Source organism: Corynebacterium hindlerae (genome assembly GCF_014117265.1).
Taxonomy (GTDB): domain Bacteria; phylum Actinomycetota; class Actinomycetes; order Mycobacteriales; family Mycobacteriaceae; genus Corynebacterium; species Corynebacterium hindlerae.
In genome coordinates this window covers 689,727-711,612 of sequence record NZ_CP059833.1, presented here as the reverse complement: position 1 = coordinate 711,612, position 21,886 = coordinate 689,727, and the positions used below count along the sequence as shown (strand labels likewise).

The following is a 21,886-nucleotide window of genomic DNA, read 5'->3' as shown; positions in this document are numbered from 1 at the left end:
TCATTAACTGAAACTTGGAAGCGAGCCCATGACAGCACCACAAACGAATCGTCAGCGACATGAAGAACTCGTATCTGAGCTGCGACGCCTGGTACACACTGCCGCCGAAGGTGGTTCCGAGCGTGCCCGCGAGCGCCACGTCAGCCGCGGAAAGCTCCTACCGAGGCAACGCATCCAGGAACTCCTGGACCCAGGCAGTCCCTTCCTCGAAGTAGCCCCGCTAGCAGCGCACGGCATGTACGACGGCAAGGTCGCCGCAGCGGGCGCCGTCGCCGGGATCGGCCTGGTCCAGGGGCGCCGCTGCATGATCGTGGCCAATGATGCCACGGTCTCCGGCGGCACCTATTACCCCATGACGGTGAAGAAGCACCTGCGCGCCCAGGAAATCGCCGCAGAAAACCGGCTTCCCTGCATCTACCTGGTAGATTCCGGCGGAGCGATGTTGCTTAACCAAGACGAGGTGTTCCCGGATCGCGACCACTTTGGCCGCATCTTCTTCAACCAAGCCCGCATGTCCGCAGCAGGAATCCCACAAATCGCAGCGGTGCTGGGCTCGTGCACCGCCGGTGGTGCCTACGTGCCGGCCATGTCAGACGAGGCCGTGATTGTGAGAGAACAAGGCACCATCTTCCTGGCCGGCCCGCCCCTGGTGAAGGCAGCTACCGGCGAGGACGTCACCCCAGAGGATCTCGGCGGCGGTGACCTGCATTCCAAGACTTCCGGTGTGACCGACCACCTCGCACTCGATGACGCTGATGCACTTCACCGGGTTCGCAAGATCGTGGACACCTTCCCGCAGGACAAGGCCCCCGAATGGGATGTGGCAGCGCCGAAGGACCCGATTCGCCCGCAAACCGACCTCTATGACGTGGTGCCCGTCGACGCGAAGGTGCCCTACGACGTCCACGAGGTCATCGAAATCCTCGCGGACGGTGGCGACTACCAAGAATTCAAGTCCGAGTACGGCACCACCCTCGTCACCGCGTTCGCTCGCATCTACGGTCACCGCGTGGGCATCATCGCTAACAACGGCATCTTGATGGGGGAGTCCGCGCTCAAAGGAGCTCATTTCATCGAGCTGTGCGATCAACGCGGGATTCCGCTGATCTTCCTCCAAAACACCACCGGCTTCATGGTTGGCCGCGAGTATGAGGCCGGGGGTATCGCCAAGCACGGGGCGAAGATGGTTAATGCCGTCGCTACGGCGCGGGTACCCAAATTCACCGTGGTAATCGGTGGCGCTTTTGGTGCCGGAAACTACTCCATGTGTGGCCGCGCCTACAGTCCCCGCTTCCTCTGGATGTGGCCCAACGCCCGGATCTCCGTGATGGGTGGCCCGCAAGCCGCCATGACCATGTCCACCGTCCGTCGCAACCAGATCGAACGTCAAGGAGGCACCTGGTCGGCGGAAGAACAAGAAGAGTTCGAAAAGCCGATCCGCGAGAAGTTCGAGCGCGAATCCGACCCGTATTACTCAACGGCCCGGCTATGGGACGACGGCGTCATTGACCCTGCTGACACCAGGCGTGTGCTGGGCCTTGCCCTCGATACCGCCGCCGGTGCCCCGCTACCCGACACCAGCTTCGGTGTCTTCCGGATGTAGGAGAAACTGCCATGATCGATACCGTACTTGTTGCCAACCGCGGCGAAATTGCCTGTCGCGTCATCCGGACCCTGAAACAGCAGGGCGTGACCTCCGTTGCCGTTTACTCCGATGCTGACGCCGACGCCCCACACGTGCGCGACGCTGACATCGCCATCCACATCGGCGCCTCCCCAGCACGCGAATCCTACCTGGTGATCGACAAAATCATCGACGCCGCTAAGCGGTCCGGCGCCCAGGCGATCCACCCAGGCTACGGGTTCCTCTCCGAGAACGCTGAGTTTGCTCAGGCGTGTGCGGATCACGGCATCGTGTTTATCGGCCCACCCGCAGCAGCGATTGAAGCGATGGGGGACAAGATTTCCGCCCGCGCAGCGGTGGAAGCCCGCAACGTCCCCACTGTCCCCGGCATCTCCCGCCCCGGACTCACCGACGAGGAGATCCTCGCTGCCGCCCCCGGCATCGGCTTTCCTGTTCTCATCAAGCCATCCGCTGGTGGCGGGGGCAAGGGCATGCACCGGGTGGATCGAATCGAAGAGTTGGCCGAGGCTCTCACCACTGCGCGTCGTGAAGCGGCGGGCGCTTTCGGTGACGACACCCTCTTCCTCGAGCACTTCGTGGACACCCCACGCCATATCGAAGTGCAGGTCATGGCCGATTCCCACGGCAACGTGATCCACCTGGGGGAGCGCGAGTGCTCGCTGCAGCGTCGCCACCAGAAGGTGATTGAGGAGGCGCCGAGCCCGCTTCTCGACGCCGATACCCGCGCCGCGATCGGCCAAGCCGCATGCGATGCCGCCCGATCCGTAGGCTATGTCGGGGCCGGAACCGTGGAGTTCATCGTGCCGTCGAAGCAGCCGGACAAGTTCTACTTCATGGAAATGAACACCCGACTGCAGGTCGAACACCCCGTGACTGAGCAAGTCACCGGCCAGGACCTCGTGGCGCTGCAGCTAGCAGTTGCCCGCGGCGAGGAGCTGCCCGTTTCCCAGAACGATATCCAGCTGACCGGCCACGCCATCGAAGCCCGCATCTACGCCGAAGACCCCGCGCAGGGATTCTTACCAACGGGCGGGCGAGTGGTGAAAGTGACCGAGCCTTCCGGCGCCGGTGTCCGCGTTGATTCCGGTATTGCGGACGGCTCCGACATCTCCTCGCTCTATGACCCAATGCTGATGAAGGTAATCGTGCACGGGGCAGATCGCGCCGAAGCCCTTGCCCGGTTAGACAAGGCGCTAGCAGACACCACCGTCGCCGGTATCACCGTCAATACCGATTTCTGCCGTTACCTGATGAAGGTGCCGGAGGTGGTGGCCGGTGACCTGGACACTGGGTTGCTCGACCGTGTCACCGACGGCTATCAACCCACCACCATCACCGACGACGCCCTCGTCGCAGCAGCCATGATGTGGCTCGCACAGCGCTGGCCAAGCGGGCCGGTGTCCGCATGGGCCACCCCTGATGCCTGGCGCGCCGGGCGCACTGCCGCACAACAGATCCGCTTCGCCCACGGTGCGGAAAACACCCTGGTCACCATAGTCGGATCGCCGACTGGAGCCGAAGTTACCGTCCATGATCACATCGCGGGAAACACCACCGACACGGATGACAGGCAGCCCGCCACCGTCTCCGCCACCATCCATCCGGTGGGGCAGCTCTGGCGCGTCACAATCAATGGTGTCTCTGCCCAGTGGTCTGTCAAGGAGATGGCACCGGACTTCGGGCACCTCGTGCTCGCCGGCCCCAGCGGCACCTACGAGTTGCGTCGTACCGAAGTGGTCCGCTCTGCCGGCGACGATGCCTCCGACGGCGACACCAACCTCACCTCGCCTATGCCCGGCACCGTCATCGCGCACTCCGTGGCCGAGGGAGCACCAGTCCAAGCCGGGGACGCGGTCCTAGTGGTGGAGGCCATGAAGATGGAACACACCCTTAAGGCTGCCGTCGACGGCACCGTCACATTCCACGCCCAGCCGGGAGAACAGGTTCCGGCCGGAAAACTACTTGCCACCGTTAACCCAGAAAAGGACTAGAACAATGACTGACATCAACATCGCTGACCTGCCAGAAGAGTACCGCGAGCTGCAGACCGTTGTGCGCGAGTTCGCCAACGAAGTAGTCGAGCCCGTGTCCTACCAGCACGACAAAGATCACACCTTCCCGTATGAAGTTGTCTCCGGCATGGCCGAGATGGGCCTGTTTGGCCTGCCCTTCCCAGAAGAAGTCGGCGGCATGGGCGGAGACTACCTCTCTTTCGGCATCGCCCTGGAAGAGCTGGCTCGGGTGGATCAGTCCGTAGCCATCACCCTGGAAGCCGGCGTCGGCCTGGGTGCCATGCCGATCTTCCACTTCGGTAATGACGCCCAAAAGGACAAGTGGCTTCCCGAGCTCACCGCTGGCACCAAGCTCGCAGGATTCGGGCTCACCGAGCCAGGCGCGGGGTCCGACGCCGGAGCCACCCGCACCACCGCCGTCGAAGATGGCTCCGACTTTGTGATTAACGGCTCCAAGCAGTTCATCACCAACTCCGGCACGTCGATTACCTCCCTCAACACCGTCACCGCCGTGACCGGTGAGAAGGACGGCAAGAAGGAAATCTCCACCATCATCGTGCCCACTGACACCCCTGGCTTCGTTGCGGAACCCTCCTACGACAAGGTCGGTTGGAATGCCTCCGACACCCACCCGCTGACCTTCACGGACTGCCGCGTCCCGCAGGATAACCTGCTCGGCGAGCGCGGCCGGGGCTTCGCAAACTTCCTCTCTATCCTGGCCGAGGGGCGCGTTGCCATCGCGGCACTGGCTACCGGCGCGGCACAGGGCTGCGTGGACGAATCCGTCAAGTACGCCAAGGAACGCACCTCCATGGGCCGCGCAATCTCCGAATACCAGGCCATCTCCTTCAAGATCGCCCGAATGGAAGCTCGTGCCCACACCGCGCGTCTGGCCTGGATGGCAGCCGCCGCCCGCATGGCCAAGGGCCTGGACTTCCGCAAGGAAGCGTACATCGCCAAGATGGTGTCCTCCGAGGCAGCGATGGACAACGCCCGCGACGCCACCCAGATCCACGGCGGCTACGGCTTCATGAACGAATACCGCGTCGCCCGCCACTACCGCGATTCCAAGATCCTGGAGATCGGCGAAGGCACCACCGAAGTTCAGCTCATGCTGATCGCACGCGAGTTGGGACTGTGACCATGGCCGATATCGTTCAGCGCGGACTGTGGTTCGAAGAATACGAGAAAGGCGCCCGCTACCTGCACCGCCCGGGCCGCACCGTCACGGAAGCCGATGACGTGGTGTTCACTACCCTCACCATGAACACGCAGCCACTGCATCTCGACGCACACTGGTCCTCCCAACAACCAGGATTCGGTGGTGAGCGCCTGGTGAACTCCATGTGGACACTCTCGACCGTGGTGGGCCTGTCCGTGGGACAACTCACCCTCGGCACCATCGTCGCCAACCTCGGGTTCGAGGAAATCTCCTTCCCGAAGCCGATGTTCCACGGCGACACCCTCTATGCCGAAACGGTGTGCACTGCCAAGCGACTATCCAAGTCCCGCCCCGGCCAAGGCATCGTGGAACTCGAGCACATCGGGCGGAACCAACACGGCGATATCGTCTGTAAGGCAGTTAGAAAAACCTTGGTCCAGTGCGATCCGGAGGGTAAGTCATGAGTACCTGGACCCCCGCCGGCCCTGCCATTCTCTTCACCCCGGCTGACCGCCCCGACAGATTCGCCAAAGCAATTGATCGCGCTGACATGGTCATTCTCGACCTCGAAGACGGCTGCCAGCCGCATAACCGCGAGGAGGCGCGCCGGGCCATCGAATCCTGCGAGCTCGACCCTTCTCGGGTGATCGTGCGCATCAACCCGCCGAGCAGCACCGACGGCGCCCTCGACCTCGCCTGCGTGTCAAAAACAAACTTCCGCCAGGTGATGGTGTCAAAGGCGGAAGGTGCGCAGGACATCCAGGCCGTCAGCGCCGTGCTTGCCGACGCCCACATCATCGCCCTCATTGAAACCCCACTCGGGGTCCTGCGAGCCGATGAAGTTGCCGCCACCAATGGGGTAGTGGCGATGTTCTGGGGAGCAGAAGACCTGGTAGCTGGCCTTTCCGGTACCGCCTCGCGGCACAAGGATGGCAGCTACCGGGACGTCGCAAAGCATGCCCGTGCGCGCGTCCAACTCGCCGCCGCCGCATTCGGTAAGGCCGCCCTCGACTCCGTTTTCGTCGACATCCCCAACACCGAGGGCCTTTCTACCGAAGCTGAGGACGCAGCGGCGCTTGGCTACGCCGCCACCGTGTGTATCCACCCCTCCCAGGTCGACGCGATCCGGGCTGCCTACCAGCCCACCCCAGAACAACTCGATTGGGCGACCCGCCTGCTTAAGGAAGCCCAGCAGCACCGCGGCGCGTTCCGATTCGAAGGACAGATGGTCGACGAACCCCTGTTCCGACAAGCACAAGCAATCCTTAGCCGAGCACACGCAGAAAGTTAACCACCATGACCCTCAAGACTCAGTCAACTTCTTACGGATCCATCGTCGTGGATGATAACGGCCAGCTCATGTCCCACGTGATCGGGGCAGGCGTCGACCAAGGTGCAGCCCCACTACGCGAAGAAACCCTCGGCCAGATTCTGCGTCAGATGGTGGAAAAATACCCGTCCCGCGACTGCATCGTCGACGTTTACGCAGACGTATCGTTTACCTACGAACGCTTCTACAACCGCGTACTCCGCCTGGCCAGCGCCCTAATTCGCGCCGGCTACCGCAAAGGCGATCGCGTCGGCATCTGGTCGACCAACCGCTGGGAATGGCTGGTGGTGCAGTGGACGTGCCACCATCTCGGCCTGGTGCTTGTCAACATCAACCCGGCCTACCGCCAATCTGAACTCAACTACGTGCTGGAAAAAGCAGGCGTGAAACTGGTGTTCGCGGCGCGTCGCTTCAAGGACTCCGAGTACCGCACCATGCTCAACGAAGCTCGCAAGCAGCGCGGATCCAAACTTCAAGAAGTGATCTACTTCGGGTCCTCCGACTGGTACGACGCGATGCACGGCGAGATCGATGACCTGTCCGAATACGTTGCTGAGGTCAAGAACACCGACCCGATCAACATCCAGTTCACCTCGGGCACCACGGGCTTTCCCAAAGGCGCCACCCTGTCTCACCGCAACATCTTGAATAATGGCTTTTTCGTCGGTGAGATGCTGAACTACACCGAAGAGGACCGCGTGTGTGCGCCCGTGCCGTTCTTCCACTGCTTCGGCATGGTCATGGCCACCATTGGGATCTTCAGCCACGGCGGATGCCTCATCGTGCCGGCCCCCTCGTTCAAGCCACGCGAAACCCTCATGGCGGTGCAGGCTGCGAAGGCAACCTCGCTGTATGGTGTGCCGACGATGTTCATCAAGGAACTCGATGAGGCCCACGACCATGAAGAATACGGCTCCCCATATGGCCTGGGTACCCTGCGCACCGGCATCATGTCCGGCACCTCCTGCCCGTCCAAGACTATGCGCGAAGTCATGGACAAGTTCAACATGCAGGAAATCTCTATCTGCTACGGCATGACCGAAACCTCTCCGGTGTCCTTCCAGACGCGCTCGGACGCGCCGCTGGAAAAGCGTGTGAACACGGTGGGGCAGATCATGCCACACATCGAATGCAAGCTCGTGGATGAAAAAACTGGTGAGACCGTCCCCGTCGGCACCCAGGGCGAAATCTACGTCCGCGGCTATTCCGTGATGCAAGGCTACTGGGAGCACCCAGAAAAAACCGCAGAGGCAATCAGTGACGATGGCTGGATGCGCTCGGGTGACCTCGGCACCCTTGACGAGGACGGCTACCTGATGGTGACCGGCCGGCTCAAGGATATGCTGATCCGCGGTGGCGAAAACATCTACCCTCGTGAGATCGAAGAATTCCTCTTCACCCACCCAGATGTGGTTGAAGCGCAGGTCATCGGTGTCCCAGACGACAAGTACGGCGAAGAGATCATGGCGTGGATCATCCTGCGCGACGGGGTAGAAGACCTCACCGTTTCAGACGTTGCCGAATTTGCACAAGGCAAGCTCTCTCGCCACAAGATCCCGAAATACGTCCACATCGTCGATTCCTATCCGATGACCGTGTCCGGCAAAGTCCGCAAAGTCGAGCTGCGCGAGATGGCGCCACGTGTATTGGGGTGGGTCTAATGGATAAAATTCGTTCCTCCGTCCGCGACCTCGTCGGGGAGCTGGTCAAAGACGGCATGACCATCGCCGTCGGGGGCTTTGGCCTCTGTGGCGTCCCCTTCCTCCTCATCGAAGCACTGCGTGACGTAGGACGGCGCGATCTCACCGTGGTGTCCAACAACATGGGTGTCGATGGCAAGGGCCTCGGCCTCCTGCTGGAAAACAACCAAGTCCGCAAGGTGCTTTCCTCCTACGTGGGGGAGAACAAAGAGTTCGCACGTCAATTCCTGGCCGGCGAACTGGAGGTGGAATTCAACCCGCAGGGCACGCTCGCTGAGCGACTTAGAGCAGGGGGCGCAGGTATTCCGGCGTTTTACACAGCCACGGGCGTCGGCACGCTGGTTGCGGAAGGCAAGCCGACCGCGACTTTTGACGGCCGGGAGTACGTGATGGAGCGAGGCATCGTTGCCGACGTCGCCCTCGTCCACGCCTACCAAGGCGACGAGGCCGGAAACCTGATCTACCGGCGCACGGCCCGCAACTTCAATCCGCTGTGCGCTGAATCTGGCGTGGTCTCCATCGCAGAGGTGGAGCAGCTACTATCTGTCGGTGAAATCGACCCCGACCACATCCACACCCCAGGCGTCCACATCGACTACTTGGTTACCACCGACCTGGAGAAACAGATCGAACAACGAACAGTGAGGAGCCGATAATGCCGTGGACACGAGACGAAATGGCGGCTTTAGCCGCCAGCGAACTTAACGACGGCGACTACGTCAACCTCGGGATCGGTATCCCCACGATGGTTGCCAACCATCTGCCACCGGGGGTGAAAGTGGTGTTGCAGAGCGAAAACGGCATCCTCGGTATGGGACCATTCCCTTTTGAGGGGGAAGAGGACGCCGACATTATCAATGCCGGGAAACAAACTGTCACCCTGATCCCGGGCGCGGCAACATTTGATTCTGCAACCAGCTTTGGGATGATCCGCGGTGGCAAAGTGAAAATGGCCGTCCTGGGAGCAATGGAAGTATCCCAGAATGGAGACCTGGCCAACTGGATGATCCCAGGAAAAATGGTCAAAGGCATGGGCGGCGCCATGGACCTCGTCGCGGGAACCCCACGAGTTGTCGTCATCACGGAGCATGTCTCCAAGAGCGGCACCCCGAAACTCGTGCGCGAATGCTCCCTCCCGCTCACGGGCGTCCGGGTTGTACAGCGCATCATCACTGACCTCGGACTCTTCGACGTCGCCGACGACCACCTCGTCCTCCGTCGCCTCGCCCCAGATGTCACCCTCATGGACATCGAAAAGAACACCGAAGCCGCGTACATCGTCGAGCTTGAAGATTCTAACCCGGTGTGAGGAGGTCTCCAGATCAGAGAAGCAGCCAGCAACAGCATGAATTGAAATGCGATGCTGGCTGTTTTTACTAACAAAAGGGAGTGAAAAGAATGTCGAAAATACTACTTTCCAGTAAAGGGCGGGTAGGGGTTATACAGCTCAATGACCCAGAGAGCTTAAATTGCCTAGATCAAGAAACGCTAAGGGAGATTCTTCGTGCGTGCGAGGAGTTTGATCAAGAACCGAAAATCGGAACGATTCTGATTCAAGGGCATCCACAAGCTTTTTCCGCTGGCGGAGACATTAGCGAAATGGCAGAGAAAACGTCAGTCGAAGCTTTTTCAGAGGATCTCTTTCAGTTTGGGCAGCAGGTGCTGCAAGTGAGAAAACCTATGATCGCGGCCGTGCGAGGGTATGCCCTCGGTGGTGGATGCGAGCTCGCTCTTGCCTGCGACATCATTGTTGCGGGAGAGTCTGCCCGGTTTGGGCAGCCTGAAATCAAGTTGGGAATTATTCCTGGAATGGGTGGCACACAACGGCTCACGCGGGCGATCGGGAAATATAAGGCGATGGATATGTGTCTTAGTGGGAGACTGCTAACCGCGAAAGAAGCGGAGCAAGCAGACCTCGTTTCCCGCGTAGTACCAGATGAACAGCTGGAAGCAGAGGCACTTGAGTTAGCAAAAAAGATTGCAGAAATGCCACTCTCGGCTGCTCTGATGGCGAAAGAAGCGATCAACGCGAGTTTCGAATCAACTCTCTCGCAGGGGCTGCTTTTTGAACGTCGCAGTTTCCATTCACTCTTCGCCACAACTGATCAAAAAGAAGGAATGCGGGCGTTTCAACAAAAGCGAGTGCCGAAATTTACAAACAAATAACGAGCTAGAAGGGGTGAGTCATTATGGCGCTATCCATTATCGGAATCATCGTATCGCTTGCACTTCTTATTGTGCTTGCATACCGGGGAATGCCAGTTATTTTGGCTGGCCCCATTGCAGCAATTGTTTGCCTCCTATTTTCGCGGGAACCGATCCTCGCGGCTTATACGGAGATCTTTATGCCGGCGATGGCAAACTTCGTCAAGAGCTATTTCCCAATCTTCCTGGTTGGCGCAATTTTTGGTGTGACAATGACCGCCACGGGCTACGCGTGCAGCATTGCACAAACGGTGACGGGCTTGGTTGGCAAGCGTAGCGCTATCGCCGCGACAGTGATTACTTCGGCGCTTATGACCTACGGTGGCATTAGTTTGTTCGTCGTAGCATTCGTGGTTTTCCCAATCGCGAGAGAAATGTTCAAGCAAGCAGATATTCCGCGACGCCTTATTCCCGGGACTATTGCGCTGGGTATCTTCACCTTCACCATGACGGCGATTCCTGGGTCACCGCAAGTTCAGAACATCATTCCCGGCCAGTTCTTCGGAACGGGGCCTTACGCAGCTCCCGGAGTAGGTTTGCTCGGCGCAGCGGGGATTTTCGGTTTGGGTTTGGCTTGGCTGGAGTTTCGGAAAAAACAGTCGGTTGCGAAAGGAGAAGGTTTCTATCTTGCGGGAGACAACCCGGAGGCAGTTCAAGAAAAGTTCGTCAGTGTGGCCGTGTCTGACCAAGGAAAACTAGTTCCGTTTCTGCCACTCATCACAGTGGTTGCAGTCAACTTCATCTGTACACTGTATATTTTCCCTGCGATGAACTGGGAGTATCTTTCCGAGAAGAAATATGGTGGCATCGCACTGGAAACCCGTGCTGGACTGTGGGCAGTTTTGGTCGGCATCGTTCTGGCAATTTTGTTGCTCGCTATCTTGAATCGCAACCGCCTCGACACGGTAGCGGAAGCTGTCCACGATGGAACTAAGCAGTCCTTGCTTCCAATTTTCAGTACTGCTTCCGAGGTGGGTTACGGCGCCGTTGTCGCTTCAGTAGCTGCATTCGCCGTTATCCGTGATGGGGTGTTCAACCTAGGCCTTAATTCTTTGCTGACTTCGATCGTCTCTACATCGGTCACCGCGGGCATTACTGGTTCTTCCTCAGGTGGCATGACGATTGCTCTTAACGCACTAGGTGAGCAGCTCAAAGCTCGGGCAGTTGAAGACGGCACCAGCCTGGAGCTGATGCACCGATTAACAGCAATGGCAGCCGGTGGATTGGATACGCTGCCACACTCTGGTGCTGTTGTGACTCTGCTAATCGTGTGTGGACTCAATCACAAGCAAGGGTATAAAGACATCGGTGTCGTGACTATGGCGATTCCTATTATCGTCGTGCTCAGCTTGACCGCACTGGTGTCGGTCACCGGTTCTTTCTAGAGAAAAGGAGTTTTAAACAATGCAACTAGCAGGTAAAACCGCACTTGTGACTGGTGGTGCATCCGGAATCGGGGCTGCGATTTCACGTAGGTTCGCAGCTGTGGGTGCCAACGTGATTGTGGCCGATCTTGACAGCAGGGCGACCCAGGACATAGCCGCTGAGATTAGTGGTGAACCGTGGGTTATTGATCTGGCAGACACCGACGCGTTGGATAATATTTCGCTAGACGTCGATATTTTGGTCAACTGCGCAGGTATTCAGCGGGTGCACCCCATTCAAGATTTTCCAGTGGACGAGTGGCGTCTGATTCAAAGACTGATGTTGGAGTCTCCGTTTCTCTTAATAAAGGCTGCGTTGCCGAAAATGTATGAGCGGGGTTACGGTCGGATTCTCAACATCTCATCCGTGCATGGCCTAATAGCCAGTCCGTTTAAGTCGGCATACGTTGCAGCAAAACATGGTCTAGAAGGGCTATCTAAGGTTGTTGCTCTGGAAGGCGCGGAACATGGGGTGACATCTAACTGTATTAATCCCGGATATGTCCGCACTCCGCTAGTTGAAAAACAGATCGCGGACCAGGCCAAAGTTCACGGGATTCCGGAAGAACGGGTGGTCAGCGACATTATGCTGAAAGAAGCTGCAATTAAACGGCTCGTCGATCCGGCAGAAGTGGCAGACATGGCGTTATGGCTTGTTTCTGACAATGCTCAAATGGTGACGGGTAGTTCCTTCACCATGGATGGCGGCTGGACAGCTAACTAGGAGGCAACCTATGACTAACTCATTTTTCACCCGTATCAGCGGCGACACGTACGCCCCGACGATCCATGCCGAAGGTGCGTGGTCCACGGAGGATTACCATTTTGCGTCGCTTGCGGGTTTGATGACGCATGTGATTGAGCAACACCGCGTTCAGCATGATGGTGGGAAGCTCGAACTGAGCCGGATTTCCTTCGATATTCTTGGTCGGTTGCCGTTCCAGGAAGTCTCCATCGAGGTGGAGGTAAAACGTCCTGGTCGCACGATTGAGCTGGTTGAAGCGGTGGCGACGATTGGGGATCGGCCGGTGATTATCGCGCGCGCCTGGTACCTCATGCCGTCTGATACTGCTGATGTGGCGGGCGTAGAGTACGAGGCTTTGCCGGCGCCGGAGGAGTGCCCGGAGCGGCCGTTTAGTCAGGACTGGGGCGGTGGCTACATTGCGCAGGTGGTGGCGCGACAGGCCGTCGAGAAGCGTGCTGGGCGCGGTGCGACGTGGCTGACGTCGCCAAATACGCTTGTCGACGGCGATACCCCTATCGCAATCGCGGAGTTTATCAATCGTGTTGACCCGGCCAACGGCATCAATCCGCGGCAGTCGCCCAAAGAGTGGGCCTTCCCGAATGTGGATTTGACCATCCACTTGTTCCGGCAGCCTGCGGGGGAGTGGACGGGTCTGGATACCGCGGTGTCTTGGGGTGCCCACGGCATCGGGCTGACTGCATCAACGCTGCATGACATTCACGGCCCGGTGGGGCGCGCGGAACAGTCGCTGACTCTTAGGAAGATGTAGGTGGGGTCAGCTGTAGAGCCCCTGGTAGTCGATGTCGGCGAGTGCTTGCAAGGATTCTTTCGGTACCTCGATTTTTAGGCTGCGGTCTTGTCCGCCGATGATGTAGCTGCTCTCGGTCAGTGCTTGGCTGTCGAGGGCAATGGGGATTTCGGGTGGTAATCCGATTGGGGTCACTGCGCCTTGCTGCATGCCGGTTACTTCGAGCGCGCGGTCAGCCGGCATGAAGGAGGACTTTCCTCCCAGTGCCCTTTTTAGCCCTGAGTTCCCGATGCGGCGGTGAGCAGGGACCATAACGAGGCGTGGTTGCCGTTCGCCCTCGATTTTGGTTTCCACTAGCAGCGCATTGAGGCAGCGCTCTAGTGGAACGTGGTAGCGTTCGGCGAACTCAGCGGTATCCGAGAAGTTCGGATCGATGAGCTGGACGCGAGCGTTGAGTCGTGTGAGGAGCTCGCACACGCTGGTGGGGTAGTGTTCTGAAGGGTCGACGGTCTGAGCGCCGTAAGGGGTGAGTTCGAGCATGATAACCACTCCAGTTCGATAAAATAGGCTACAGGTTTACTATAGCGAACTTTTTGGAGGGGTGTGGAGACTATGGCCAATGAATTAGCGGCGAGCATCGGTGCTGCGGTGAAGCGGTTGCGCGGCCAGCGAGGTATGAGTGCGACTGATCTAGCGCGCCGTGCTGGGGTGAGCAAAGCGACCCTGTCACAACTGGAATCTGGGACCGGCAATCCGACGGTGAGTACGCTCGATTCTTTGGCAGTCACGCTCGGGGTACCGTTGGGCGACCTCATTGAGCGTAACGACGTAGGCCAGGACACCTATGTTCCGGCCCGAGATTTTCCTGATGATGCACCGCACCACCATCTGATTCATCGAATCCCGTTGCCTGGTGGCCCTGAGGTGTGGGTGTTCGCTCTCCCGCCACACACCACGTTCTCTGGGGTGCCTCATTCAGCCGGTACTGTGGAGTCATTCTTTGTTCTCAGTGGTGAGGTGTTGGTGCGCACCTCCGCGCAGAACCATAAGTTGTCGGTTGGTGATTACGTCAGTTTCGATGGGCAACAACCGCATAGTTACCAGACGGAGCAACAAGCTGCCTCAATGTTGGTGCTGTTAAGCTCCGCCCGGTAGAAGCGAAAGACTGTTACCGGTTGGTTACCTCACCGAACGGTCTGGCAAGTTGTGCGAGCACCAGTGGTTTTGCAGCGAATACTGCGCCCGCGGTCACCAGCAGAGATACCAGGAATAACCCGACACCAAGCCAGCCGCCATCCGGGGAGGCAGCGAATATGTGCCCCAGGTTCTTCTTCATGCCCGTCGCGAATACCAGGAATACGTGGCCGACGATGAAGAGCACGAAGTACACCATGGTGGGGAAGTGGATCTTGCGGGCAACCTCCACCGGGAAGAATGTCCAGGCGTTCGGCCACCAGTTGCTCATACGGAAGCCCGTCGCTGCGGCGAGCGGGGCGGCCACGAACACGGTGACAAAGTAGGCCACCTGTTGCAGCGCGTTGTAGTGGATCCAACCATTTTCAGCCGGCCAGTCCATAGCGAGGTACTGCAGGGCCGCGGATGCCATGTTCGGGAAAACATCAACGCTTGTCGGGACGATGCGCATCCACTGCCCGGTCGCGAACAACAGCACGAGAAAGACAACGCCGTTGAGTAGCCACAGCAGGTCCATGCTGGTGTGGAACCAGATGGTCAGCGATACCTTCTTGCCCGACTTCGACGTGAAATACGCCGGAGGTTTGCGCTCGCCACGAATCTGCAGGCCCGTCCGAATAATCAACGTCATGAGGAAGAAGTTGAAAAAGTGCGACCAGCCGAGCCACGCTGGCAATCCCACAGGGGTGTTGTCCGGAGTTGGCGCCACACCGGGGTACCTCGCGATGAAATCTGCGGCTGCGCCAGCCACAACAGCACGGGCAGCAAGGATTGCCACCGCGAGCAGAACCATCAGCCCCACTCCGGCGCCGATAGCCTTAGCGAACCACGCCGGGCGCTCCCGACGAGGCTCCGCAGGCTTTTCTGCCGCTGGCTTTTCGACGACCGGGCTTGGCGCCTCCACCACCGGAGAATCCTCCGGCCCTGGAGCCGATTCGACTTGCGCTGTTGCCACTTCTGGCCACGGCGCCCCACCTGGGATGCGTGGGAGGCCGCGGCGTAGCGTGATGTCGGTGTATTGAACGGGCGCTGCAGCTGCTGCCGGGGGTTCCGGAGCGGCGGTGGCTGGTTCCTCGGCTATCGCCAGGTCAGCGAACTCGATTTCTGGCCACTGCTCACCACCAGGAATGCGGGGAAGACCGCGTCGTAACGCCTGCTGCTTAGTGGGGAGCTCTGGGGCTGGTGCAGCTGGTTTTGGCGGGGCCGGGGGAGTGTGCATGCCCTCAGGAGGCCAGGGGTCGCCGCCCGGAATACGGGGCAAGCCCCTTCTTAAAGTGGGGGCACTCATTTGCGGGCCTCGATTTCTTCGATGAGCTTCGGGACGATCTCGAAGACGTCACCGACGATGCCGAAGTCCGCGATCTCGAAGATCGGAGCCTCGGGATCCTTGTTGATCGCCACGATATTCTTGGAGGTTTGCATACCCGCCAGGTGCTGGATCGCGCCGGAAATACCGAGGGCGATGTACAGGTCCGGGGAGATGGACACGCCGGTTTGTCCAACCTGGGCGCTGTGCTCGATGTAGCCTGCGTCGACGGCTGCGCGGGAGGCTCCCAGAGCAGCCCCCAGGGAGTCGGCCAGTTGGCCGGCGAGTTCGAAACCTTCCTTGGAACCGAATCCGCGCCCACCGGAGACCACCCGCTTGGCACCCACCAACGCCGGCCGACCGGTGTTCACCTCAGCCGGGGAGCTGCTCACGACGGTGGCTAGGCGTCGCTCGCTTTGTTCTGGAGTCACCTCGAGTGGGGAGCCTGCGCCTTCGGCTGCGCGTTCTGCGACAGCCCCCTTGCGGAGCGTCACCACCGGGCAGCCAAATGTTGGGGCGGAAGTCACGGTGAATCCGCCACCGAAAACGGAGTGCTGCATGATGATGCCTTCTTCATCGCGGGAGATGCCAATGGCGTCTGTTGCCAGCGCAAGCTTCAATCGGACCGCCAGGCGAGCGGCAATGTCACGGCCAGCTACTGAGTGAGACACCAGGATGGCTTCCGGTGAGTGCTCTTTGTAGATGTGCACTGCGGCGTCGATAAGCTGCTCAGCGGTGGTGGTGGCGATACGGTCGGCGCCGAGTTCGGCGAGGTTTCCGGGGTCGCCGGCCACGAGCGCGATTGGTTCGCTGAGCTGCGCGGCCGCCCCCAGGAGTTCCGCAGCGGTGGGGGCGATGGCGCCACCCAAGTCGGTATCGATGATGGCGAGAGTAGACATGGTGGCTCCTTATTTGATGAGGGAGTTGGCGGCCAGGAAATCGGCGAGCTGCGCGGCAGCGGTACCGTCGTCGGTGATTTTGACACCTGCCTTGCGAGGAGGACGCTGTGACGCCTCCGTCATAATCAACCGCGGATGGGAGAAATCAAGTGGATCCACCCCAATATCAGCGCAGGTGAGCTTAGTAATCTGCTTTTTCTTCGCTGCCATGATCCCCTTGAAGTTCGGGTACCGGGGGTCCGGGAAAGACTCCGTGATAGACACCACCGCCGGCAAATCAGCTTCCATTTGGAAGTCCCCCTCCTCCGCCGAGCGAGTGCCTTGCACCTTTCCGTCAACCTGCAGTTGCGTGAGCTGCGTGAGGTGCGGCCAATTAAGGTGCTCAGAAATCATAGTGGGGAGCACACCAGCGTTGCCGTCGGTGGACAGGTTGCCAGCAATAACGAGGTCATAGCCTTGCTTCTCGACGGCCCTAGCCAGCACCTCCGCGGTGAGAGATAGATCCGCGCCCCTCAGTTCCTCATCGGTGATGAGGACGGCCTCGTCAGCTCCCATAGCAAGTCCCTTGCGGATGCTCTTTTCTGCCGTGGCAGGCGCCATCGCAAGGAGGTGTACCTCGTCGCCGTCACCTTTGAGGGCAAGGGCGGCCTCGACGGCGCGCTCGCAGATCTCATCGAGGACATTCTCAGCGCCGTCACGGTCAACGAGGCCAGTTTCGAGCGTAATGTTGCGGTCACCGTAGGTATCCGGGACTTCTTTCGCCAAGACTGCGATTCGCATAATGCATCCTTTCCGCAGGTAAGGGACCATGCGGGAGATTTCAGTTAACGGTCATTAACTAACTTAGTGCATTTTATGTGATCTAGGCAACGTTTTGCGGGAATTAGTGGAGTCGGGTGGCGTGGTTCTGGCGGGGGTCGCGTAGAAATTCGAGACCTGTTTTTCGAGAGTGGGAGATGAAAACCGTCATTTCGGTGAATCTAGGGCACTTTTACTCCGAGTCTCAAATTCCAGGACTCGCACTCAAGGGGCAAGGCAGCAGGGGTGCCTTGTTGTGGAGAAAATCGAGCGTACGGATGGGATGATTTTTGCCCGAAAAATCCCATCGGTACGCTAAATTCCGTTGGAAACCAAAAACCCTCACCCGAAGGTGAGGGTTTTTGGAACCTGTGCCGTGTCACGATTGTCAGCGGCACAAGCTCGCTGTGTTATCGATTAGCCGCGGGCCGTAACCTGCGGCAGAGCGTTTTTTGCGTAAACTCAGTCGACTTAACGGCTGGTGAACGGCAGGAGAGCCATCTCGCGTGCGTTCTTCACGGCGGTAGCAACCTGGCGCTGCTGCTGTGGGGTCAGGCCCGTGACGCGACGAGAGCGGATCTTGTGGCGGTCAGAGATGAAAAGGCGAAGGGTGTTGATGTCCTTGTAATCGACCTTCTCAACGCCTGCAGCCTTGAGTGGGTTCTTCTTTGGGCGGCGGGACTGCTCGATCCGCGCCTTCTTCATGTTGGTGCGCTTCATTTTAAGCAAATCTCCCTATTACCAGCTGGACTTACGGACGCCCGGCAGCTCACCGCGGTGAGCCATTTCGCGAACGCGAACACGGGACAGGCCGAACTTACGAAGGAAGCCGCGTGGACGGCCGTCAGCAGCGTCGCGGTTGCGGACGCGAACTGGGGAGGCGTTACGTGGCTGACGGTTCAGTTCGAACTGAGCGTCGAGACGCTCTTCGTCAGTGGAGTTAGGGTTCTTGATAATAGCCTTGAGCTCAGCGCGACGCTCCGCGTAGCGGGCGACGATTTCCTTGCGCTGCTCGTTCTTGGCGATCTTAGACTTCTTAGCCATAGATTATCGCTCCTCGCGGAATTCGACGTGCTTGCGGACGATCGGATCGTACTTCTTCATGGTCATACGGTCCGGGTTGTTGCGCTTGTTCTTACGGGTGACGTAGGTGTAACCGGTGCCAGCCGTAGACTTCAGCTTGATGATTGGACGGATATCGTTACGTGCCATGGGTTAGATCTTCTCCCCACGTGCGCGGATCTGAGCAACGACGGACTCGATGCCGTCGCGGTCGATGACCTTCAGACCCTTGGTGGACACGGTCAGGGTGATGGTGCGGCCCAAAGAAGGCACAAAGAACTTACGACGCTGCACGTTAGGGTTCCAACGGCGAGAGGTGCGTCGGTGTGAGTGGGACACGGACTTGCCAAAACCTGGCTTCCGTCCCGTTACCTGGCAAATAGCCGACATAACTTTCTTTCTCCTAGCCGCCCACGCTCTAACTAGACGAAAGGTGCCGCGCCTAACCTGCTGGTCAGGGGCACATCGATGTCAGCTGAGGAGGGCGAAAACGAATATTTCGACAACAGCAAGGGAAAACCTTACCGGTTGCAGGCCGAAAAACCTAATCGCCTAGTGGGGCATGCTTCACGACGTCACATCCTTCACAATACCTATCTACTGTCGCGGAGCCGGGTTCGCGTTAGCGTTAGGGGATTGGGTGGGATGGCCGTCGATAAGCCATGGCGATTTCTTCTGCGCCGTCCGGGCGTGTATAGTTTTTGCGGTGCTGGCTATGCAGTCAGCGTTATCTTGTCAATCCCAACTCAGGCACGATCGGCGCATAGCGCGTGCAGAAGCGACCTGAAGTTCAATCCTGAGGGAAACTATATGAAGAAGGATATCCACCCGGATTACCACCCAGTGGTGTTCCAGGACGCAGGTACTGGTTTCAAGTTCCTGACCAAGTCCACCGCTAAGTCCGACCGCACCGTCGAATGGGAAGACGGCAACGAGTACCCACTGATCGTGGTTGACGTTACCTCTGAGTCCCACCCATTCTGGACCGGCGCACAGCGTGTCATGGACACCGCCGGCCGTGTCGAGAAGTTCAACCAGCGTTACGGCGCACTCGCTCGCCGTAAGAAGAACAAGTAAAGAAGGAGGGAAAACAACATGGCAGTTCCAAAGCGTCGTATGTCGCGTGCTAACACCCACGCACGTCGTTCCCAGTGGAAGGCTGACAATGTCGCCCTCCAGACCGTCAAGATTGACGGCCGCGAGGTACAGATTCCTCGCCGCCTGGTCAAGGCAGCTCAGCTCGGTCTCGTAGACGTCGAGCAGTTCTAAGCACTTACTGCGCCTAGACCCATTAAGCCGGTCCAATTCTGATGTTGATATCAGGATTGGATCGGCTTTCACTTATACCTATACAATAGAATCATTTAGAAACCCCGGTGACTTCCTTAAGGGAGAAGTCGGTGCTCATCCTGGTTGTGGAATCGCAACCCTTGTAGTCAGGCGTAAGAGTAAAGAATGAAACTTCTTGTTGTTGATGACGAGCAGGCCGTCCGCGAATCGCTTCGTAGGTCCCTCACCTTCAATGGGTATGAGGTCTTGCTGGCCGACAACGGTGCCGCAGCGCTGGAACTGATCCATAAGGAACAGCCAGACCTGGTCATCCTGGACGTAATGATGCCGATTCTGGACGGCTTGGAAGTGTGCCGCAAGCTGCGTAGCGGTGGCGACAATCGACCAATCTTGGTTCTTACCGCCCGTGACGGCGTGTCCGACCGCGTGGCAGGCCTTGACGCCGGTGCCGACGATTACCTCCCCAAGCCGTTTGCCCTGGAAGATCTGCTGGCCCGCGTACGCTCCCTTCTTCGTCGTTCCTACAACGAGGCCAAGAACGTCCAAGAAGAAAAGGCGGAACTGGTCTTTGAGGACCTTCGCCTCAACACCGAAACCCGCGAGGTGTACCGAGGGGAACGCCAGATCAGCCTGACCCGCACGGAATTCGCACTCCTGGAGCTACTGCTTGCTAACCCACGACGCGTGCTCAGCCGCGCGATCATCCTAGAGGAAGTGTGGGGCTATGACTTCCCGACGTCCGGCAACGCCCTCGAGGTGTACATCGGATACCTGCGCCGTAAGACCGAAGCGGACGGCGAGCCACGCCTGATCCACACCGCACGGGGCGTTGGCTACGTACTCCGTGAGAACGCGCAGTAGACAAGACAAACCTGTGATTTTGAAAAACCCAACCTCCGAGGATGTCTCGCAGGCCGGTGATAATAACTGGCAGAGTAGTTCTTGGAGCAAAGCCCCGCTGCGCTGGCAACTCGCCATTGTCACGGCGGTGATGGTGGCAGCTGCCGTTTCTGTAATGACGATTGTGGCGTATTGGAGCGTGTCAACGTCACTGAACCGTGCAGTTGACGAAGAGCTAGCCAAAGTAGCCCAATCGGTTTTGGATCGCTCCGAAGACCCATCGTTCAATAGCCATATTGAGCAAGAACTCGCGATCTTTAAGGCCTACAACCCTGACATTCAGATTCAGTTCTTCCCTAAGGGAGCAGCCCGGGGGATCGGTGATGACATTACGCTGGTCGTTGAAGGCGACGTCGTTCGTGGCGAAGTACCACAGACGCTGCGCAACCAGGGCGACGAACGTGTCCTAGCCATGAATAACCCCGATGGGGCTAGCGTGGTGATTTCCCAGAACCTGGGTCCCACTTACATGTTGGTGAGCTCGCTGGGGATGGTGCTGCTGATTATCGCTGGGCTCGGTACTTTGCTCGCCATCGCAGCCGGCATGGTGGTGTCCACCACCGGACTTCGGCCTGTGGCCCGTCTACAACGCGCCGTTGAACGTGTGACCGCCACCGATTCCCTCGAACCGATCGAGGTTAATGGGCGCGATGAGCTGGCGCAGCTCACGCGCAGCTTCAATGAAATGTTGGCATCTCTGGAAGCTTCCAGGCGCCGACAAACAGAGCTCGTCGCGGACGCTGGCCATGAGCTAAAAACCCCGCTGACGTCCTTGCGTACCAACATTGAGCTGCTCATGATGGTGAGCAAGTCACCAACCTCCACCTTCTCTCCGAGTGATCTCGAAGATCTAGAAAATGATGTGGTGGCGCAGATCGATGAACTGTCCACATTGATCGGTGACCTGGTTGACCTGGCACGAGAAGATGCTAAGCAAGGGGAGCTGGAGCTTGTGGATCTGGAAGAGACCATGATGAACTCGCTGGAACGTGTGCGTCGTCGCCGCCCAGACGTGGAATTCACATTTGATCAGGCGGAGTGGTACCTCAACGGCGACTCCTTCGCCCTCGGCCGGGCCACCGTGAACCTCATGGACAATGCTGCGAAATGGTCGCCTCCAAACGGCGTGGTACGGCTGTCAATGAAGCCGATCAGTGATCATGCGATCCATATTTCCATCGCGGACTCCGGTCCCGGTATTCCTAAGGATGAGCGGGAAAAAGTCTTCGAGCGCTTCTACCGTTCCGTTCAAGCCCGTTCCATGCCCGGCTCGGGCTTGGGGCTAGCGATCGTGAAACAGGTTATTGAGCGCCATCATGGCACTATTGAGGTGCTGGATTCTGATGACGGCGGTACCTTGATGCAGATTACCTTGCCTGGCGGCCGAACCCCGGAGCAAGGCAAAGCGAATGACACCATCAAGCCGTAACAGGCGAAAGCGTCCGGTATGGGAAACCTTGCCGTAC

Annotated in this window: 25 protein-coding genes; 17 read left to right on the top strand and 8 right to left on the bottom strand. The window is 58.8% G+C overall.

Annotation, left to right across the window (positions count from 1 at the left end):
• Positions 1–28: 28 nt before the first annotated feature.
• The 12 genes from HW450_RS03480 to HW450_RS03425 all read left to right on the top strand — a co-directional run bounded on the left by HW450_RS03480 (position 29) and on the right by HW450_RS03425 (position 12,992).
• Positions 29–1,603, top strand: coding sequence for a carboxyl transferase domain-containing protein (locus tag HW450_RS03480; protein ID WP_182386625.1), 1,575 nt, complete (start codon positions 29–31; stop codon positions 1,601–1,603).
• A gap of 11 nt (positions 1,604–1,614) precedes the next feature.
• A complete protein-coding gene (locus tag HW450_RS03475; RefSeq protein ID WP_182386624.1) occupies positions 1,615–3,636 on the top strand; it encodes an acetyl/propionyl/methylcrotonyl-CoA carboxylase subunit alpha in 2,022 nt (673 codons plus the stop codon).
• A gap of 4 nt (positions 3,637–3,640) precedes the next feature.
• The gene (locus HW450_RS03470; RefSeq protein ID WP_182386623.1) at positions 3,641–4,798 is read left to right on the top strand and encodes an acyl-CoA dehydrogenase family protein; all 1,158 of its coding nucleotides are present in this window, start codon (positions 3,641–3,643) and stop codon (positions 4,796–4,798) included.
• 2 nt (positions 4,799–4,800) lie between these two features.
• On the top strand, positions 4,801–5,283 hold the full coding sequence (locus HW450_RS03465; RefSeq protein ID WP_182386622.1) for a MaoC family dehydratase: 483 nt from the start codon (positions 4,801–4,803) through the stop codon (positions 5,281–5,283).
• Positions 5,280–6,110, top strand: coding sequence for an HpcH/HpaI aldolase/citrate lyase family protein (locus HW450_RS03460; protein ID WP_182386621.1), 831 nt, complete (start codon positions 5,280–5,282; stop codon positions 6,108–6,110). Before HW450_RS03465 ends, HW450_RS03460 begins: the two co-directional genes overlap by 4 nt.
• 5 nt (positions 6,111–6,115) lie before the next feature.
• Complete coding sequence (locus HW450_RS03455; protein WP_182386620.1) at positions 6,116–7,810, top strand: AMP-binding protein; 1,695 nt, start codon at positions 6,116–6,118, stop codon at positions 7,808–7,810.
• Positions 7,810–8,505, top strand: a complete 696-nt coding sequence (locus HW450_RS03450) for a CoA transferase subunit A (RefSeq protein ID WP_182386619.1) — start codon at positions 7,810–7,812, stop codon at positions 8,503–8,505. Before HW450_RS03455 ends, HW450_RS03450 begins: the two co-directional genes overlap by 1 nt.
• A complete protein-coding gene (locus HW450_RS03445; RefSeq protein WP_182386618.1) occupies positions 8,505–9,158 on the top strand; it encodes a CoA transferase subunit B in 654 nt (217 codons plus the stop codon). Before HW450_RS03450 ends, HW450_RS03445 begins: the two co-directional genes overlap by 1 nt.
• 89 nt (positions 9,159–9,247) lie before the next feature.
• Entirely contained in the window at positions 9,248–10,015 is a 768-nt protein-coding gene (locus tag HW450_RS03440) for an enoyl-CoA hydratase-related protein (RefSeq protein WP_182386617.1), read from the top strand.
• Positions 10,016–10,038: 23 nt separating this feature from the next.
• Positions 10,039–11,439 (top strand): GntP family permease, encoded by a 1,401-nt coding sequence (locus HW450_RS13030; RefSeq protein ID WP_182386616.1) that lies wholly within the window; start codon positions 10,039–10,041, stop codon positions 11,437–11,439.
• Between the two features lie 19 nt (positions 11,440–11,458).
• Positions 11,459–12,202: a 3-hydroxybutyrate dehydrogenase gene (locus HW450_RS03430; protein ID WP_182386615.1), complete on the top strand. Its 744-nt coding sequence runs from the start codon at positions 11,459–11,461 to the stop codon at positions 12,200–12,202.
• Between the two features lie 10 nt (positions 12,203–12,212).
• Positions 12,213–12,992: a thioesterase family protein gene (locus HW450_RS03425; protein WP_182386614.1), complete on the top strand. Its 780-nt coding sequence runs from the start codon at positions 12,213–12,215 to the stop codon at positions 12,990–12,992.
• Positions 12,993–12,998: 6 nt separating this feature from the next.
• Here the strand turns inward: HW450_RS03425 and HW450_RS03420 are convergent, their stop codons facing one another.
• The gene (locus tag HW450_RS03420; RefSeq protein WP_182386613.1) at positions 12,999–13,511 is read right to left on the bottom strand and encodes a YbaK/EbsC family protein; all 513 of its coding nucleotides are present in this window, start codon (positions 13,509–13,511) and stop codon (positions 12,999–13,001) included.
• A gap of 72 nt (positions 13,512–13,583) precedes the next feature.
• Between HW450_RS03420 and HW450_RS03415 the strand changes: the two genes are divergently transcribed.
• Positions 13,584–14,126 (top strand): helix-turn-helix domain-containing protein, encoded by a 543-nt coding sequence (locus HW450_RS03415; protein WP_182386612.1) that lies wholly within the window; start codon positions 13,584–13,586, stop codon positions 14,124–14,126.
• A 13-nt stretch (positions 14,127–14,139) separates the two neighbouring features.
• On the opposite strand, the gene HW450_RS03410 is transcribed toward HW450_RS03415, so the two are convergent.
• From HW450_RS03410 to rpmB, 7 genes are all read right to left on the bottom strand, one after another.
• On the bottom strand, positions 14,140–15,426 hold the full coding sequence (locus HW450_RS03410) for a cytochrome b/b6 domain-containing protein (protein WP_232843313.1): 1,287 nt from the start codon (positions 15,424–15,426) through the stop codon (positions 14,140–14,142).
• A 23-nt stretch (positions 15,427–15,449) separates the two neighbouring features.
• Positions 15,450–16,370: an electron transfer flavoprotein subunit alpha/FixB family protein gene (locus HW450_RS03405; protein WP_182386610.1), complete on the bottom strand. Its 921-nt coding sequence runs from the start codon at positions 16,368–16,370 to the stop codon at positions 15,450–15,452.
• A gap of 9 nt (positions 16,371–16,379) precedes the next feature.
• Positions 16,380–17,150, bottom strand: a complete 771-nt coding sequence (locus HW450_RS03400) for an electron transfer flavoprotein subunit beta/FixA family protein (protein WP_182386609.1) — start codon at positions 17,148–17,150, stop codon at positions 16,380–16,382.
• Between the two features lie 489 nt (positions 17,151–17,639).
• Positions 17,640–17,888 carry a 30S ribosomal protein S18 gene (gene rpsR / locus HW450_RS03395; RefSeq protein WP_047239834.1) on the bottom strand — a complete coding sequence of 83 codons (249 nt, stop codon included), beginning with the start codon at positions 17,886–17,888 and terminating at the stop codon, positions 17,640–17,642.
• 18 nt (positions 17,889–17,906) lie between these two features.
• Entirely contained in the window at positions 17,907–18,212 is a 306-nt protein-coding gene (gene rpsN / locus HW450_RS03390; protein WP_182386608.1) for a 30S ribosomal protein S14, read from the bottom strand.
• A gap of 3 nt (positions 18,213–18,215) precedes the next feature.
• Entirely contained in the window at positions 18,216–18,380 is a 165-nt protein-coding gene (rpmG, locus tag HW450_RS03385) for a 50S ribosomal protein L33 (protein WP_156192867.1), read from the bottom strand.
• A 3-nt stretch (positions 18,381–18,383) separates the two neighbouring features.
• Entirely contained in the window at positions 18,384–18,620 is a 237-nt protein-coding gene (rpmB, locus tag HW450_RS03380; RefSeq protein ID WP_182386607.1) for a 50S ribosomal protein L28, read from the bottom strand.
• Positions 18,621–19,040: 420 nt separating this feature from the next.
• On the opposite strand from rpmB, the gene HW450_RS03375 reads away from it, so the two are divergent.
• The 4 genes from HW450_RS03375 (at position 19,041) to HW450_RS03360 (ending at position 21,849) form a co-directional block, all read left to right on the top strand.
• Positions 19,041–19,307: a type B 50S ribosomal protein L31 gene (locus HW450_RS03375; RefSeq protein ID WP_182386606.1), complete on the top strand. Its 267-nt coding sequence runs from the start codon at positions 19,041–19,043 to the stop codon at positions 19,305–19,307.
• A gap of 18 nt (positions 19,308–19,325) precedes the next feature.
• Positions 19,326–19,499, top strand: a complete 174-nt coding sequence (rpmF, locus tag HW450_RS03370; protein ID WP_156192858.1) for a 50S ribosomal protein L32 — start codon at positions 19,326–19,328, stop codon at positions 19,497–19,499.
• Positions 19,500–19,685: 186 nt separating this feature from the next.
• Positions 19,686–20,381: a response regulator transcription factor gene (locus HW450_RS03365; RefSeq protein ID WP_182386605.1), complete on the top strand. Its 696-nt coding sequence runs from the start codon at positions 19,686–19,688 to the stop codon at positions 20,379–20,381.
• Positions 20,382–20,400: 19 nt separating this feature from the next.
• Complete coding sequence (locus tag HW450_RS03360; protein WP_232843312.1) at positions 20,401–21,849, top strand: sensor histidine kinase; 1,449 nt, start codon at positions 20,401–20,403, stop codon at positions 21,847–21,849.
• Positions 21,850–21,886: the final 37 nt, after the last annotated feature.